We start from the raw sequence: 14,460 nt of genomic DNA, 5'->3' as shown, positions 1-14,460 counted from the left end.
ATCCCCGTTCAGAAAACAAGGGTGAAATGCACGCCTGCGGCGCCCTTGTTTTCTGCCCGCGTCTGTCGCTCCTTTGCCCTTCGCCGCGAGAGAACTCACCAGGGAGATGGATTAACCATCGAGAGGAGAAAACCAGGATGAACACACAGAACGTCAACACCGCCGCTCAAGAATCTTCCAGGAAGATGGCAGGAAAACCACTTTCTTTAGACCAAATTACAGATTTGTTTTGCTACGTCATGGACTGCTCACAGAGCCAGAAACAGCCGGGCTGTTTCATTCCTCCGCCCAATGGTGACCTGATCTTGGCCCAGTCAGAAGATGGTTCCAAGACCGCCATTATCTGGACGCAGAATGGATGGCCGCTGTGTGCAAGCGTACCCGAGGATTATTACCTCGCTGTGCTGTCCGGTATTCCACTGTAAAAATAACTTTTATATCAGGGCGGCAATCGCCGCCTGTGAAATTGTTTAAGGAGAATAAAATGTCCCGTTTAGCTACCCGCTTTGGTGCCACCAACCTCATTCGTAAAGACCGCGCTTTAACAAATGACGAGCTTGCTAAGTACGTGCCGAGTGTATTTACCGAAGATAAGCATGAATCCCGCTCAAACCGCTATACCTATATTCCGACCATAACGCTGCTTGATAAATTGCGCGAAGAAGGCTTTGAGCCTTTTTTTGCCTGCCAGACGCGCGTTCGGAATGCTGATAAACGCGAATTTACAAAACATATGTTGCGTCTGCGTCGCCGTGACCGGATTACAGGGACGGAAGTGCCGGAAATAATTTTATTAAATAGTCATGATGGCTCTAGTAGTTATCAAATGATCCCTGGCATGTTTCGTTTTGTCTGCCAGAACGGTATGGTTTGCGGTCAGACTTTTGGTGATATTCGTGTGCATCATAAAGGGGATATCGTCAGCCAGGTAATTGAAGGCGCATATGAGGTGCTGGGGATTTTTGATAAGGTTGATGAAAACATTGACGTTATGAAAAGTCTGACGTTGACCGGTGAGGAGCAACGCATATTTGCCAAGGCCGCGCTTGAATATCGTTATGGCGATGAACATAAACCAGTTACCGTTGATCAGGTTCTCGACTGGCGCCGCCGCGACGACAATAAACCAGATATGTGGTCCACAATGAACCGTGTTCAGGAAAATATGATTAAGGGCGGTTTATCGGGTAAATCCAAAAGCGGTAAGCGTACCCGTACACGAGCCATAAACGGAATAGATGGTGACGTGAAACTTAACCGGGCACTCTGGTCCCTTAGCGAAGAAATGATAAAGCTGAAAGCCTGAAAATTTAAAACCCGCCGGATGGCGGGTTTTTTGCTTTCTAACGCTTACTGGTTCCCAAATTTATTATTTCATTTCTCAACGGGTAAGGGCGCTGGCGTGATGGCCGCTGCCGTTCGCTGGCTTTCCGCTCCAGCCTGTTTATCCGCAATGATTTTTCTCGCCAGCAGAACACGGTAAATATTTTTAATGTCCTTCGCGTAGGCGCGCCGTCGCTTGATGAGATTTGGTGAAGCGCCAGTATTATACATTCCTACGCTGTCCCAATTTTTTCCGTAACTTTTAAAGTTTTTGGCCAGCACCCATGCACCCGTGTAAACGCATATACAGGGGTCGGAAAGCAAGTCAGCCCTGCTGATATTAAAAGCTTTTAGCTTACCGTAATGGGAGCTGTTGATTTGCATCCCGCAAACATCTTCCGTTCCGTTGCTGTTGCTCCCGTTGATGGCCGCCGGATTGAGCCTGGACTCTTTTATTGAAATAGCAGTAAGTAGAAGCGGATCGATACCATAATCGCGCCCGGCCTGGTTAAAACACATTTCAGGAGCGGCGCGCGCCGATAATGTCGCGGCCAGAAAAAGTAGCAATAGTTTTCTCATTTTAGGCGATACCATTATAAGAGGGTTCAGAAGCATTATGACGCGCTGGCGTAAAAATACCCTTGCCGATCCCCATTATCAAGAAATTCCTTACAAACGCGCAGGAAGCGCTCCTGATGCAGGCTTTAATGCATACCACGAATAACATACTCAAGGGGTAACGCCCGTATATCAGGCCGCTCTTTACCTAACCCTTAAAACATCACACCCCACGCAAGACGTTGTCTTGCAGATTAAATCTTTAATTTCATCTACATATGGTGAAAAAGTTTCGTCTGTTGGTAGGTTTAAGCTAAAACCATCACACAATCCGACACTAAAAGTTAACACAATCCTGATACCTGTTGGTGTCGATATGTCTCACCTCTATCACACAAAGGTAGATGACTAGAATTTTCATTGAGATGGTTGTCGCATGGTGTCACACTGTCGCACATCACAGAGCCGGATTGTACTACTGTATAAGATGCCAAAGTGTTGGATTGTGCGATACTGGCAGCCTGACTCCAGAAAGAACTTACACAACCAGTTAGCTTTATGTAGTGTCGGTTTCGACACCACCTTACCTGAGAAGAAAATATGGGACGACTTGGTATTTACCTTAAAGATAAAATTGAACGAGAAGTGCGTGATATTGTTGCTAAAGATATTCAGAATGGCGCCTCTCCGGGAGAGGCAAACATCTCAGCAACCTGCAATGAATTAATTCGCCTCGGCCTTCTTGTTTATAAAAATCGCGAGAACGGAGAGGATAAGTTTGACCTGGAAGGCTACCGGCGTGACCTGCTAAGAAAAGCAGCGGGCTCACGAGAGGGCGTGGTGCTCATATCAACACTGGTCGCAGAAATGTATGTGAAGATGATGGGCAAAGAAGGGGAGGGCCGCCTTGAAGATACGCTGGATTTATTGCTGAGCGGAATCAACACAGCAGAGGATGAAGCAGAACAACATCATTTTGTGAAAGGCGAAAGCTAACCCGTTACGGCCGGAACTACCCGGCCGTTAAATTCCGTCAGGCGTCTTTGCTGTCCCACGGCAAAGACCCCTTCTCCGCCTCACTGATTTTTTCAGTCAGATAATCTTCAAACAGAATCGTTAATGCCTTAAGCGCCTGAACATCCTCAGTATGGTCCAGCAGGCGCTCCGTTAAATAACCCAGAGAATCCATTAACCGGGTCAGCATTTCATCATTCAGGCTGCGTTTGTGTAGTCTGGCCATAACGCGAATTTCCTCGGCCAGATTTTCCGGAATTCGCATACTGTAGCCCGATGTTTTACCGGGAATAAAAACACGCTCACCCCTGCGCCACATCCACGCCTCCTCACGGGCGGGTATTTTACCTGCCTGAACCTTCTCCGATATATCCGCGTTCGGCATCAGCGTATCGAGCCACTCTTCAAAACGGGAAGCCAGTGCGATTAATTTTTCTCCTTCAACCGTTTTTATTATCGGGCGCTCCGGCTGGTAATTAAGAGAAATCATCAGACGGGAAATTATTTCATCATTGATGCTTCGCCTACCCACCCTGGCGCATATCCTCAGCTCCATAAGCAAATTGTCAGGGGCACGAAGCCGCCATTCCACAGCCTCACCAGGTCGAAACTTGCGCGGCCTTCCTCGCCGCTCCCACATATTCTCTTTTACTTTCATGACTATAGATCCCGCAAAGGACAGAACGTACTCCTGCCAGACACAGGGTACAGTTCGGATATATTCAGATATTTCTGAATAACTGCTAAAAACGTGACATGGATCACAGTTTTTTTTTTTTAGGGTTATGAGACACTTACGCCTGCGTAAACAGTCACTTACGCAACATCATCTTTGTTTACAAATCCGGAGTAACAACATGGTTCACAAAGGCAATGCTCTTAATGCCAGAAAGGGATGGGCGGTAGCGTCTTTATTTCATAAGGCAAAAGTGGCGGCATTTTCTGTAAGGTCGCGAATATCCAAGCCGAAAAACTTTAAGTTCGCGCTGGCTAATGGCGGGCTGCTTGCCGCACTTATTATTGCTACGCACCCCTCTTTCGCCGGTAGTACTGATTTACTGTCCTCACAGGATGCTACCGTGAGCGGAACATTTGGCCACGGCTCTTCGCTGGAAAAATACTTCTATTACGGTGAAATCATTATGGCCGCATTCACCTATATCAAGGTACGTTCCCCGCTGGTATTTGTTGGCCTGATTATGCTTTTGGTCTTTACCCGCCTCGGCTTTTCTCTGGCAGGTTAAAAATGACCAGGGAAGAAGATAAATATAACTTCCCGGAAACGCTCAACCAACAATCCCGCTTCATTGGTCTCCCACTTGATGAGATTATTATCGTTGCACCCCTCGTGATTCTGGGTGTCATCTATAACATGTCGACAGTGCTTTCCTGTATCGCGGGGTTGTTGTGGTGGCTGGTCAGGTATCTTAAAAAAGGTCAAGGCTCTTACTGGTTGCTTAATTTTTGCTACTGGCATCTTCCTTCCCTTATTTTTCGAATCACCTTCCGCCAGATACCTGATTCCAGTTTCCGGCACTGGAGAGCCTGACCCCAATGAAACTTTCCATAAAAAGCAACCGGGATAAAATCACTGCAATTGTGTTTATATGCCTCCTTGCTTACTCGGCACTGAGTTCTGTCACAAACGTCATCGTCGGTTCTCTGGCGTGGAAATTCTATTTCACCCAGAAAACCATCACGACCCCGATGATGTTTAACCGACCGTTCTCATCCGACAGTCGCAGTGGTGATAGCTCAGCAATGGCTATGTTTGCAAACTCCTTTGCTTATCTTCGCCTGACGGTGAGCCCCGAAACCATCGACAGCCAGCAAAAAACCTTATTGATGTACGTTCCTGCAGAGTCGCGGGACAGCCTTAAAAAACCAATGGACGTTGAGGCGGAGCGCATCAAAAAAAGCGGCATTACTACGCGCTTTGAAGTTAGCGAGATTCGCGAGGTGGAACCTGGTGTGATGGATGTAAGTGGGAAGCTTTCCTCCTCTACAACCAATGGCAACATCAGCACACCTATGAAGGACCTCCAGAAAACCTACCGGATAGAAATGAGTTATGAGAATGGCCTGATAAGCCTTCACAACTTTACAGAACTCATGCCTTCCACCACTCCATAACAAGGTACTGCCAATGAAAACCCGCTTTTCTCTGGCAGCTGCTGCTGTGTTAGTTGTGACCGCGCTACACGCCGGCGGCTTGCGGGCCGCACCCGCACCCGCCGGCATTCCGTTTGAAAACGATGCGTCGTTTACGGTCACGCTCAGCAATACCAACCCCAACAAAATCGTTATTGATGGGGAGCTGATAACCAGCATCAGTGGGCCAGCTGGCGCATACGAAAAGGACACCACTCCTGACGGCGCCCTGTTTATATCACCACTTGTCGGACAGAACTTCACCGTGTTTATCAATACCGCTAACGGTGCCTCTGTCAGTCTGAACGTTCAACCAAAACCCGGCTCTGGCCGCACATTGCGCCTCACCCCTGTTTCGCCGCCGACCCGCCATAATGCCGACGCGAAAGCATGGGAAGAAGCGCAGAGCTACGAGAAAACACTCGTGGGATTATCCCGCGCTATCGTGCAGGGGCAAGCCCCGGAAGATTTCAGTGAATACCCGGTCAGTCGCATGACCAACTATTCACCCTCTGTATCTGTTCAGCTCACGCCTGAGCGACAGTTTGTTGGTACGCACCTGCGCGTAGTCCGGTTCCGCCTCAAAAATTCGGGCTATGTCACTGTTTCACTGCGGGAGCGGGATTTCTGGCAAAAAGACGTCCGCGCCGTGACGCTTTCCACCCGGCAGCTTTACGCTGGCGGAGAGGGTTATGCCTGGGTCATCTTCGCTGCGAATGGAGCGTCATAGCCATGAGCTTCAACATCAATGTGAGCACGCGTCGCAAGCAACTCGCTATCCTGGTTGGCATCATCATTGTCGGCAGCGCCGTAACCACGGGCGTGGTGATGTGGGGTGATGAAAGCAACAATGCCAAGTCGAAACCGCCAGCTCCCACACCGAGCATGGTAGGTGTCGTTACCGCGGCGTTTGATGAACAGGTCAGTCAGGCCGCACTTCAGCAGCAGCAGGCAAAAACCTCGGCGCTTGAGAGTCAGATGAACCAGCTGACTCAGGCGGTAAGCCAAAACAAGCTCGATTTTGAAAGTAAGCTGCAAAAGAAGGATGAAGAAATTCAGCGACTCACTGAACAGCTGAACGCGACTAAAGGCACAGCCCCTGCTCCGGCCGCACCGCAAGGCACCGAAGGTACGCCACTACCTGGTCCGGTTGCGGCCGGGCAAACGAGACCGCCTCAGTACAACGTTATGCCTGCAGGCAGCGCGCAGTATCAGGGTGGCAATATTAACCCGGGACAGGGCGGTGCTTTCTATCCTGCAGGTAGCGGTCGCCAGCTGTCGGGTGGAATGGAAACGTCGACATTTACCTACGCCAACCTCAAAAAGAAACCCACGAAGCTGCCCTGGATACCGACGGGCTCGTTCTCCGATGCCGTCATGATTGAGGGCGCTGATGCCAACGCCAGTGTGACCGGCAATCAGCAGACCACGCCTGTGACATTCCGCCTGCAGGGGAAAGTGCAGATGCCGAACAACCATGAATATGACATGGATGGCTGTTTTGTCAGCGGTGAAATCTGGGGTGACATCTCCAGCGAGCGCGGTGATGTCCGCACCAGTGCTATCAGCTGCATTCTCAAAAACGGCCGTCATGTCGATATGCCGTTTAAGGGACATGTGAGCTACCAGGGTAAAGGCGGAATTAAAGGCAAGCCTGTGATGCGTAACGGCAAAATCATTGGCTACGCTGGGGCAGCTGGTTTCCTTTCAGGTATTGGTGAGGGCGTTAAGTCTGCGGCAACACCCAGCGTAGGGCTGGGCGCTACTGCATCGGTCAGCGGCCTCGATGTACTCAAGCAGGGGTTTGGCGGCGGCTCTGAGAAAGCGGCTGACACACTCAGCCAGTACTGGATAAAGCGTGCCGAGCAATACCACCCGGTGCTCGATATCGGCGCAGGAAACCGCGTGACGGTGGTGTTCCAGGAAGGTTTCCGTCTGGAAACAATAGAGGACGCTGAAGAGAACAAGCTGAGTGCGGAGGTGCAGAAAGCCAGTAACAGCGCACAGAGTGCAACGGAAGGCACAACTGCCACATCATCAACTGCACCGGCAACATCGGGCGGTGTACTCAATCCAGACGAGGTTTTAAAGCAAGCTCGTCAGTTACAGCTCGGGGACACAATCAACTGAGGACTTATGAAAAATAAAGAGGAACAAAACCGAAAAAGAGTGCCTGTTAGTAGCTCTCCTTATTTTGAGCTCATTGCCGGAGCTCTATTCGTTGCCGCAATTGTAGGCGTTTTTTTACTGGCCAAATTCATAACTTACGAGATTAGTTTATCTCTGAAGTGACCCTCTTTTAGAGGACATTTATCCCCTTCCGAATTCACCCGGAGATTCCCATGAATAAAAGCATTATCGGCATGCTGCTTTGCAGCGTGCTGACGGGCTGCGCAGGTATGAATGACGAATTCGACTGCAACAAGACCGCGACGGACCAGTGTTTGACTATGACCGAGGCAAATCGGCTGGCAGCGCAGGGCAAAAGCCTTGATGAAATCGATAAAGCCGTAAAAAAGCCTGCGGGTGAAACCCTGCCGGCACTGAGCAACAGCGCGCCGGTGGTTAACCCCGCCCGGCCGCTGTCTGTATCAGCAACCGGACCGACGGCAGCGAAGCATATCGCGCCCCGGCCCATTTATGCCGCGACGACGGGAAACAACTTCATAACGACCCATGCTCCTAAGCAGACGACTACGCCAGGGGCACAAACTATCCGCTCAGTTTCGGATGCTGGTCAGGTATCCGCACAGCGCGTTCCTGACGCCACGCAAAGATTATGGATAGCGCCCTGGGTCGACACCGATGACAATTTTCATCAGCCGTCTGTCGTGGAATTTGTGAAAAACAAAGCTCACTGGGAAGAGGGCTTTCGCGTTATCAGCGAGGGGGAGGAGTAATGACCACAGCCAGCAGAGCCCGGACTGACCGGGACCCAACTTACTGGCAGGGTGGGCGTCTGCTGTTGACCGGTGAAAAGCCGGCCACCCCGGATGATAACCATGCCCTGCAGGTGCTGATTTTGGATGACGCCGCAGATTGGGATACACGCCGCGGTTTCGATACAAACAGCGAGGCCGGCCTGCGCCGCCTTGCCCTTATTCGTGAAGCGGCCGAGCGCGCGCGCCAGGTTCGCAAAGGAGTACGCCAGTGAGTCAGACCTTCATCGACAGCCTGATGGGGCTCGTGAAAAGCAGCCGTGAAAAGGACGGTGCGCGTACAGCGCGCGCCAACCTGCAGCAGGCATGGGATTACCCCTCAATTACAGCCGCGCTGCCGTGGCGTTACTATGATGACGTTAACGATCTGTTCATCAATGAAGGCTCGGCAGGCTTCATTCTTGAGGCGGCGCCGCTGCCGGGCGCGAACGAACAGGTGGTGGCCGCACTTGACGATATGCTACGTAAAAAACTGGCCCGCAAAATCCCACTTACGGTGATCCTCACCGCAAGTAAATGCGTCGGTGAGCGTATCGAGCAGGGGGTCAGTACAGATATGTGGAAAGGCAAGATGGCTGGCCACCTCAACAAAATCACCCGCTCTTTCTGGGAACGCTCGGCCCTGAAAGGGTTTCATAACAAGCGTGAGTATCCGCTGTATCTGCGAAATTACCGGGTCTTTATCGTTTACGGTCGCCCGGCGAAACGCTTTACGCAGCGTATGACGGATGAACTTATTCAAATCCGCAATACCATCCGCGTATCACTGGAAGCCGCCCGGATAGATAGTATTAATACCGGTGTAAATGAGTTCCTGTCTGTGATGCGCGAGCTGATTAACTACCGTGGCGAGCAGGTGATGCCCTCATCGCGTAGTTATAACGAAGTGGAACACCTTAATAGACAGGTGGTCGATCCCGGCATTGATATAAAAGTGCGGCCAAACCATATTCGTCTGTCTCTTCCAGCTGAACGAGGCGCTGAGCATGAAGAAACGGCCTGCCGCGTTGTTAATATGCAATTGACCAAAAACCCCACCCGCTTTGCGCTATGGCAGGGCGCGGACAATCTGCAGAACCTGCGCTTCCCCGACCTCGGGATTCCGTGTCCGTTTATGCTTACCTGGACTGTGGAGCTTGAGGAGCAGACAAAGAGCCAGGGCGAGGCGCTGCGTAAAGATATGGACCTGTCCAAAAAAGCCAACTCCGCTTACGGACAGCTGTTCCCCGGTACGCGCCGCGCCGCCGATGAATGGCGCCGGATGCGCGAATCGCTTTCCACTAACGAAGCCGCGCTCTGTCGCTTCTACATGAACCTGACGCTGTTCACTCCCGACAACAATACTGATATGCAGACGTGTGAGCTGGCTGCCATTAACGTGTTTCGTAAAAACGAACTGGAAATGGCGACCATTCAGTATCAGCAGATGCGTAACTGGCTGGCCGGAATGCCCTTTGTGATGCAGGAGGGTATGTGGGAAGACATGAAAGCCACCGGAGCCACACTACGTGCTAAAAGCTTTAATGCGGTGAACCTGATGCCTGTGGTGGGGGAGCGGCAGCTTTCTTACCGGGGTATGCCGCTGCCGACCTACCGTAATCAGATCGCCTTCTTTGATATGTTCGGAGAAGAGAACGGTGCCACCAACTTTAACATTGCAGTTACCGGGACATCTGGTGCAGGGAAGTCATTTCTGACGCAGGGTATCCTTCGCGATGTGTTGAATGCCGGCGGCTTCGCCTGGGTCATTGATATGGGGGACAGTTATAAGAACTACTGTCATCAGGCTGGCGGCGTTTACCTCGATGGCGCGATGCTGCGCTTCAATCCGTTTGCAAACGTTAAGGACATAAACCAGTCCGCAGAGGGAATAGTCCGGCTCCTGACGGTACTGGCCAGCCCCACAGATCCCCTCGATGCGGTGTGTGAGGCCATTCTGCAGAAAGCAGTAATGTATGCCTGGGAGCAGCGACAGAACAGAGCGCGCATCGATGAAGTTCACAATTTCCTGACCAGTGAGGAAGTCAATAAGGCATTTGAAGATAAGCCGACCATCATTTCACGTCTCGCAGAACTGGCGATGCTGCTGGAAACGTACTGTACCTGGGGGCCCGACGGCGATTACTTCAACGCCGATAAGCCTACACTCGATGGCGAAACCCGCTTTGCCGTGCTGGAGCTGCTGAGTCTGGAGAACAAACCGAAGCTGCTCAGCGCCATCCTGTTCTCACTGATTCTGGCGATTCAGGAAAAGATGTACCACAGCCCGCGCAGCCTGAAAAAAGTCTGCATTGTCGACGAGGCCTGGAGACTGCTGGGTGGCTCCAACCCGCACGCGGCGAAGTTCATCGAAACCGGCTACCGCACGGTACGCCGTCACCGCGGCTCGTTTGTCACCATCACACAGGGCATCAAGGACTTTACCGCCAGTGCTCAGGCTGAAGCCGCCTGGAACAACAGCGCCACCAAAATCACCCTCCTGCAGGATGCGAAAGCATTCAAACAGTACTTGTCCGATAACCCGGACCAGTTCACCGACATGGAAAAAGAGGTTATCCGCTATTTCCAGCCTGCCAAGGAGAGTGGTTTCAGTTCGTTGCTGATTACGGCCGGGGAATCCAGCTCCTTCCATCGCCTTTTTGTCGATCCTGTCACTCGCGCCATGTTTTCGTCACGCGGTGAGGACTTTGCCTTTATGCAGGAGGCTCAGAAGATGGGCGCTACCGCTGAAGAGGCAGCGTATCTCCTTGCTGAAAAAGAGTTCGGTGATGAACTCAAAGAGCTTGAAGAATGGGCGAAAACCTTACAGGAGGCCGCATGAGCCAGGGGGAAATCGTTAAGTCGAAGGATGCCACGACAACTGGTGATGAGAAAGATAGCTATCAGGGAAAACAACGGCATGGCTTCCGGCTGACCGGATGGGAAGCGGGCCTGCTGTACAGCTTCATCGCGTTTTTAGCGATGATCGCTGTGTCGCTTGTCACTGTGCGCCTGATGCGTACCGAGATTGTCGTATTCGATATGAAGGGAACGATCGATCTGTTCGTGCAGCAGAGTGCACAGCAAAAAATGAATGAAATGCAGATGCAAACGGTGACGAGAAGGTTCAACGAGGCGCTGACAGGAAGTCTGCAAGACTGGCAGTACCATCATCATGCCGTCATCTTTATCGCGCCAGCGGTTGTCAGTGAACAAAGGAATATTACTGATGAGATTCGCGCTGATATTGCCAGACGCATGCGGGAGGAGTAATGAACGTTCGCTGCTTTATGGTGCTCATAATGACGCTTGCTGCATTTCCTCTTACTGCAAAAGACCTGGGAACGGTGGGGCATATGTTTGAGATCTCCGAACCTGACATGCTGCAGTTCATTCAACAGCGACTCAGCGCAATGCAGGACAGCGGTGAGCTGGACAAGTTAAAAAACGAGGCGATTGAACGCGTTAAACGTAATGCGGTAAGACCCCAGCCGGTGCCGGGCCTGACGGCCGCCAGTGAAAACCGGACCTTCATTTTTGACCCGACCTTTACCGTTGCAGAAACCATTACTGACATGAGCGGAAGAATAATCGCCCTTAAGGGCGACAGGGTGAATCCGTTGGACCGTGTGCCATATAACGAAACTCTGTTCTTTATTGACGGTGATAATGCGGATCAGATGGCATGGATAAGAAACGAAATCGGAAAAACCACGGAGTTCAAAGTCATCCTTGTTAACGGAAATATACGTGAGACCAGCGAGGCGCTGGACGAACGGGTCTATTTTGACCAGGCAGGTGTGCTGACCACAAAATTTGGCTTTACGCATACACCGGTTCGAATTACACGGGATGACCGGGCGCTGAAGATCGAAGAAATCGCGCTGAAAGGAGTTAAAAAATAATGTCAGAGAAACAAAAGAAAGACGGCTGCCGTCCTGTTAAACATAACGGATTGAGGGAGCGGGGCAAGAAATTACAGGCAATCTACCCCGAGTTAGCATGCTGGCAGTGCCGCAATGTGGCATTGGCATATGCTAATTACCAGCAAAAAAAAGGGGCGTCATGTTCTGATGCTGAGCGTGATGAAGGTTTTCCTGAATACATTATAAACCTTATAGAAAATAAAATGAGGGAGATGGGGTCGTGGAAATAAACTCTACAGACTACGTATCAAGCCTGGCCTGGTCTATGGTTATTGTGATTCCTGTTGCAATATTGATTTATCATCTTACTAGTTTCTTAATCTTGATATCTGCAAATGAAAAAATTGCGTGCTCAAAAAAGGAAAACAAGACACAACAGGGTTCACGTGAATATTTTGAATCAATATTTAGAATTTGCGTTCCATCTAACTGTAAGCCGCACGACCTCGCTTCTCTGCTAAATAGCCTTCAGGATAGAGTGAGCCTTGCAGCAATCGGTCCTGAAGGTTTTGTTAAAAGAGGGGTAGTAATTCCTGACACTGGCATGTTGTATGAGGTTGAAGTTAGGGAAAAAAACAAAGAGACATTTGCAAGTAATGAAAAACTTCATGATGCTCATCAACGGTTTTTAGGTCGTGAATACGCTGGTTTTCTGGGTAGTGGTCAAAGTTATATTGCAATAATCATGCAGACTCGAAAAGCAGAGCCGTATGGTTTGAGTGAAATGATACGAAAAACCGCAGAGCATATTAGCTCAGGAAAACAAACAGGTTGCTGGTATGAGCAGGATTGCGGATACGCCTTTATGAACGTCAACAGGTCTTGAAGGCAGCCTTCTTCCACTTCTCATATCTTAAAAAATCAACCAGTCCTCCTGAAGGATGTTCGGTGCTCACTTCGCTGCGCTCCGCCTCAGCCTTCAGGAGGACTGGTTTTCTAATTTATCAAGAAGGTTACACCAATGAGAAAAGACCCCGACAGAAAAAGGGCCAAAAAAGAGATTATAACCTCAACGCGATTTGATAATGATGCAATAAATCAGATCGAGGAAATTCTAACTGAAAACCCTTTGTATACACGCCCGGTAATTATACGCGCTTCTGTTCTCGCGCTGTTCCGCCTGAATAAGAAAGAACGCGAGCAAATTATCCTGGAGGCGGCGAACCGCTAACTTTCATTGCCCGCGCTTATTTGACGCCGCCCACTGGATAAAGTGGCTGTGGCTTTGCTATACGAGGAAACCAAATGATTTCAGCAGATGTCATCAGAGAGTTGCCGGTTGTTCGTGATAAATACGGTTACTGGACGCATCCTTGTTTTTTTAATGAGAAAATGAATATTTCCTTTGAAGCCTGGACAACCCAAAACCAGCTCACCTGGAAATTCAGTTTTTTTGAAAACGAGGCGAATGAAAGTGTCTGTGCTTCATACTACAAAGGTGAAGCAGATATTAACGGCTGGGTTCCTTTTAAACCTGCTGGTGATGGGTGGTTTATTGGTTCGATCCACGATACAGAAGAAGGGCCGGTATGCGTTTGGCTTTGCCCAGTCCGGGAGAAAATATGAGGCGTCTGCTGAATCTGATTCTCCTGTTTGTCTCTCTTGGCGTCGGGCTCGGGGCTGGCCCGCAAGCATTGGCCAGTAATGGCAGTAATGCAGGCGATGGCCGATGGGTGAACCCTATCAGCGACGTCTGCTGGAAATGCCTTTTCCCTATGTCTCTTGGGAACGCTCAACTGGCATCCGGACCTGCTCCGGATACGACTAATCCTTCCATGCCGATTCAGATATGCCCTTACGGCATTTTCTACCGGGTTGGGCTGGCCATCGGCTACTGGGAACCTACGGCAATGACGGATGTGACGCGGGAGCCGGGCGTGATGGTCAATATGGGGGGGTTCAAAATCAACCTCGGCCGCACAGGCACCGGCACAGCCGGGCAAAGTGACCGGCCCGCAGCTGGCGCGTTCTACCACGTGCACTGGTACAAGTACCCACTGATCTACTGGCTCAATATCATGACCAGTATGGGTTGCTTTCAGCAGGGTGACATGGATATCGCCTATCTCTCTGAGGTTGATCCCATGTGGAATGACAGCACATTGTCCATGATTATTAATCCTGAAGCGGCTCTGTTTGGCAACCTCATCGCTCAGGCAGCGTGTGCGGCAGACGCGGCAGCAAGCACGGCCGGTCTGCCGCTTTCACCGTTGTTCTGGTGCGCAGGTAGTCAGGGCTCCATGTACCCCTTTACAGGCTATACGAGCGGTGAATTTTCTCCTTTGGAATCCTCACTGCTGGTCAGCGAACGCATGGCCTTTAAGCTGCACCGCGAAGGCTTGGTCATGAATACTGTCGGGGCTGATTACGCTGTCTGTTACGAGTATCCGTCGCCAATAGTACCTAAAGAGCGCTGGCGCTATCAGATGGTCAACATGTATCCGGAAACGACAAGCTGTCATCCGTTCGGCGCAAGCACCCAGCTTTGGGGTACGCCCCATAACTCTCCGCAGTCAAAGAAAAATTTCGGTTATCTCCTCTGGCGCAAACGTAACTGCGTCTATCTCTGA

At 50.6% G+C, this 14,460-nt stretch carries 19 protein-coding genes and 1 pseudogene; 18 read left to right on the top strand and 2 right to left on the bottom strand.

Annotated elements, in window-relative coordinates; all coding sequences use genetic code 11:
- A pseudogene (locus G9X48_RS01135) lies at positions 1-425 on the top strand (hypothetical protein); the annotation flags it as partial.
- A 59-nt stretch (positions 426-484) separates the two neighbouring features.
- Positions 485-1,306, top strand: coding sequence for a DUF932 domain-containing protein (locus G9X48_RS01130; protein WP_007853443.1), 822 nt, complete (start codon positions 485-487; stop codon positions 1,304-1,306).
- A 68-nt stretch (positions 1,307-1,374) separates the two neighbouring features.
- On the opposite strand, the gene G9X48_RS01125 is transcribed toward G9X48_RS01130, so the two are convergent.
- Entirely contained in the window at positions 1,375-1,902 is a 528-nt protein-coding gene (locus G9X48_RS01125) for a lytic transglycosylase domain-containing protein (protein ID WP_054622687.1), read from the bottom strand.
- Between the two features lie 579 nt (positions 1,903-2,481).
- On the opposite strand from G9X48_RS01125, the gene G9X48_RS01120 reads away from it, so the two are divergent.
- Positions 2,482-2,877 (top strand): relaxosome protein TraM, encoded by a 396-nt coding sequence (locus tag G9X48_RS01120; protein WP_007853440.1) that lies wholly within the window; start codon positions 2,482-2,484, stop codon positions 2,875-2,877.
- Between the two features lie 37 nt (positions 2,878-2,914).
- Here G9X48_RS01120 and G9X48_RS01115 read toward each other — a convergent pair whose 3' ends face one another.
- The gene (locus tag G9X48_RS01115) at positions 2,915-3,553 is read right to left on the bottom strand and encodes an Arc family DNA-binding protein (RefSeq protein ID WP_054622684.1); all 639 of its coding nucleotides are present in this window, start codon (positions 3,551-3,553) and stop codon (positions 2,915-2,917) included.
- A gap of 199 nt (positions 3,554-3,752) precedes the next feature.
- On the opposite strand from G9X48_RS01115, the gene G9X48_RS01110 reads away from it, so the two are divergent.
- From G9X48_RS01110 to traU, 15 genes are all read left to right on the top strand, one after another.
- Positions 3,753-4,139 carry a type IV conjugative transfer system pilin TraA gene (locus tag G9X48_RS01110; protein WP_071990012.1) on the top strand — a complete coding sequence of 129 codons (387 nt, stop codon included), beginning with the start codon at positions 3,753-3,755 and terminating at the stop codon, positions 4,137-4,139.
- 2 nt (positions 4,140-4,141) lie between these two features.
- Positions 4,142-4,444 (top strand): type IV conjugative transfer system protein TraL, encoded by a 303-nt coding sequence (gene traL, locus G9X48_RS01105; protein ID WP_007873081.1) that lies wholly within the window; start codon positions 4,142-4,144, stop codon positions 4,442-4,444.
- Positions 4,445-4,449: 5 nt separating this feature from the next.
- Positions 4,450-5,028, top strand: a complete 579-nt coding sequence (locus G9X48_RS01100; protein WP_007873078.1) for a TraE/TraK family type IV conjugative transfer system protein — start codon at positions 4,450-4,452, stop codon at positions 5,026-5,028.
- A 13-nt stretch (positions 5,029-5,041) separates the two neighbouring features.
- Positions 5,042-5,776 carry a type-F conjugative transfer system secretin TraK gene (gene traK / locus G9X48_RS01095; RefSeq protein ID WP_007853435.1) on the top strand — a complete coding sequence of 245 codons (735 nt, stop codon included), beginning with the start codon at positions 5,042-5,044 and terminating at the stop codon, positions 5,774-5,776.
- Positions 5,777-5,778: 2 nt separating this feature from the next.
- On the top strand, positions 5,779-7,176 hold the full coding sequence (gene traB / locus G9X48_RS01090; RefSeq protein ID WP_007853431.1) for an F-type conjugal transfer pilus assembly protein TraB: 1,398 nt from the start codon (positions 5,779-5,781) through the stop codon (positions 7,174-7,176).
- Between the two features lie 212 nt (positions 7,177-7,388).
- Entirely contained in the window at positions 7,389-7,946 is a 558-nt protein-coding gene (gene traV / locus G9X48_RS01085) for a type IV conjugative transfer system lipoprotein TraV (RefSeq protein WP_007853428.1), read from the top strand.
- Entirely contained in the window at positions 7,946-8,200 is a 255-nt protein-coding gene (locus G9X48_RS01080; RefSeq protein ID WP_044593650.1) for a hypothetical protein, read from the top strand. The genes traV and G9X48_RS01080 overlap by 1 nt, the downstream gene beginning before the upstream one ends.
- The gene (gene traC, locus G9X48_RS01075; RefSeq protein ID WP_007873068.1) at positions 8,197-10,806 is read left to right on the top strand and encodes a type IV secretion system protein TraC; all 2,610 of its coding nucleotides are present in this window, start codon (positions 8,197-8,199) and stop codon (positions 10,804-10,806) included. Before G9X48_RS01080 ends, traC begins: the two co-directional genes overlap by 4 nt.
- Positions 10,803-11,237, top strand: coding sequence for a type-F conjugative transfer system protein TrbI (gene trbI, locus G9X48_RS01070; RefSeq protein WP_007853422.1), 435 nt, complete (start codon positions 10,803-10,805; stop codon positions 11,235-11,237). The genes traC and trbI overlap by 4 nt, the downstream gene beginning before the upstream one ends.
- Positions 11,237-11,869, top strand: a complete 633-nt coding sequence (gene traW / locus G9X48_RS01065) for a type-F conjugative transfer system protein TraW (RefSeq protein ID WP_072185303.1) — start codon at positions 11,237-11,239, stop codon at positions 11,867-11,869. Before trbI ends, traW begins: the two co-directional genes overlap by 1 nt.
- Positions 11,869-12,120 (top strand): hypothetical protein, encoded by a 252-nt coding sequence (locus G9X48_RS01060; RefSeq protein WP_044593649.1) that lies wholly within the window; start codon positions 11,869-11,871, stop codon positions 12,118-12,120. The genes traW and G9X48_RS01060 overlap by 1 nt, the downstream gene beginning before the upstream one ends.
- Positions 12,111-12,716 carry a hypothetical protein gene (locus G9X48_RS01055; protein ID WP_139153195.1) on the top strand — a complete coding sequence of 202 codons (606 nt, stop codon included), beginning with the start codon at positions 12,111-12,113 and terminating at the stop codon, positions 12,714-12,716. Before G9X48_RS01060 ends, G9X48_RS01055 begins: the two co-directional genes overlap by 10 nt.
- Positions 12,717-12,851: 135 nt before the next feature.
- Positions 12,852-13,061, top strand: coding sequence for a hypothetical protein (locus G9X48_RS01050; protein WP_044593647.1), 210 nt, complete (start codon positions 12,852-12,854; stop codon positions 13,059-13,061).
- A 74-nt stretch (positions 13,062-13,135) separates the two neighbouring features.
- Positions 13,136-13,456, top strand: a complete 321-nt coding sequence (locus G9X48_RS01045) for a hypothetical protein (RefSeq protein WP_007853418.1) — start codon at positions 13,136-13,138, stop codon at positions 13,454-13,456.
- The gene (gene traU, locus G9X48_RS01040; RefSeq protein WP_007853415.1) at positions 13,453-14,460 is read left to right on the top strand and encodes a conjugal transfer pilus assembly protein TraU; all 1,008 of its coding nucleotides are present in this window, start codon (positions 13,453-13,455) and stop codon (positions 14,458-14,460) included. The genes G9X48_RS01045 and traU overlap by 4 nt, the downstream gene beginning before the upstream one ends.

Source organism: Cronobacter sp. HA18006, assembly GCF_011605445.1.
GTDB lineage: Bacteria > Pseudomonadota > Gammaproteobacteria > Enterobacterales > Enterobacteriaceae > Cronobacter > Cronobacter sakazakii.
Note: the sequence above shows the minus strand (reverse complement) of the source record. Positions and strands in the feature narration are given on the sequence as shown.

What these genes read in the sequence shown, in the direction of transcription:
- G9X48_RS01130 (WP_007853443.1), top strand. Translation starts at nt 485, where the DNA reads ATGTCCCGTTTAGCTACCCGCTTTGGTGCCACCAACCTCATTCGTAAA.
- G9X48_RS01125 (WP_054622687.1), bottom strand. Translation starts at nt 1,902, where the DNA reads ATGAGAAAACTATTGCTACTTTTTCTGGCCGCGACATTATCGGCGCGC.
- G9X48_RS01120 (WP_007853440.1), top strand. Translation starts at nt 2,482, where the DNA reads ATGGGACGACTTGGTATTTACCTTAAAGATAAAATTGAACGAGAAGTG.
- G9X48_RS01115 (WP_054622684.1), bottom strand. Translation starts at nt 3,553, where the DNA reads ATGAAAGTAAAAGAGAATATGTGGGAGCGGCGAGGAAGGCCGCGCAAG.
- G9X48_RS01110 (WP_071990012.1), top strand. Translation starts at nt 3,753, where the DNA reads ATGGTTCACAAAGGCAATGCTCTTAATGCCAGAAAGGGATGGGCGGTA.
- traL (WP_007873081.1), top strand. Translation starts at nt 4,142, where the DNA reads ATGACCAGGGAAGAAGATAAATATAACTTCCCGGAAACGCTCAACCAA.
- G9X48_RS01100 (WP_007873078.1), top strand. Translation starts at nt 4,450, where the DNA reads ATGAAACTTTCCATAAAAAGCAACCGGGATAAAATCACTGCAATTGTG.
- traK (WP_007853435.1), top strand. Translation starts at nt 5,042, where the DNA reads ATGAAAACCCGCTTTTCTCTGGCAGCTGCTGCTGTGTTAGTTGTGACC.
- traB (WP_007853431.1), top strand. Translation starts at nt 5,779, where the DNA reads ATGAGCTTCAACATCAATGTGAGCACGCGTCGCAAGCAACTCGCTATC.
- traV (WP_007853428.1), top strand. Translation starts at nt 7,389, where the DNA reads ATGAATAAAAGCATTATCGGCATGCTGCTTTGCAGCGTGCTGACGGGC.
- G9X48_RS01080 (WP_044593650.1), top strand. Translation starts at nt 7,946, where the DNA reads ATGACCACAGCCAGCAGAGCCCGGACTGACCGGGACCCAACTTACTGG.
- trbI (WP_007853422.1), top strand. Translation starts at nt 10,803, where the DNA reads ATGAGCCAGGGGGAAATCGTTAAGTCGAAGGATGCCACGACAACTGGT.
- traW (WP_072185303.1), top strand. Translation starts at nt 11,237, where the DNA reads ATGAACGTTCGCTGCTTTATGGTGCTCATAATGACGCTTGCTGCATTT.
- G9X48_RS01060 (WP_044593649.1), top strand. Translation starts at nt 11,869, where the DNA reads ATGTCAGAGAAACAAAAGAAAGACGGCTGCCGTCCTGTTAAACATAAC.
- G9X48_RS01050 (WP_044593647.1), top strand. Translation starts at nt 12,852, where the DNA reads ATGAGAAAAGACCCCGACAGAAAAAGGGCCAAAAAAGAGATTATAACC.
- G9X48_RS01045 (WP_007853418.1), top strand. Translation starts at nt 13,136, where the DNA reads ATGATTTCAGCAGATGTCATCAGAGAGTTGCCGGTTGTTCGTGATAAA.
- traU (WP_007853415.1), top strand. Translation starts at nt 13,453, where the DNA reads ATGAGGCGTCTGCTGAATCTGATTCTCCTGTTTGTCTCTCTTGGCGTC.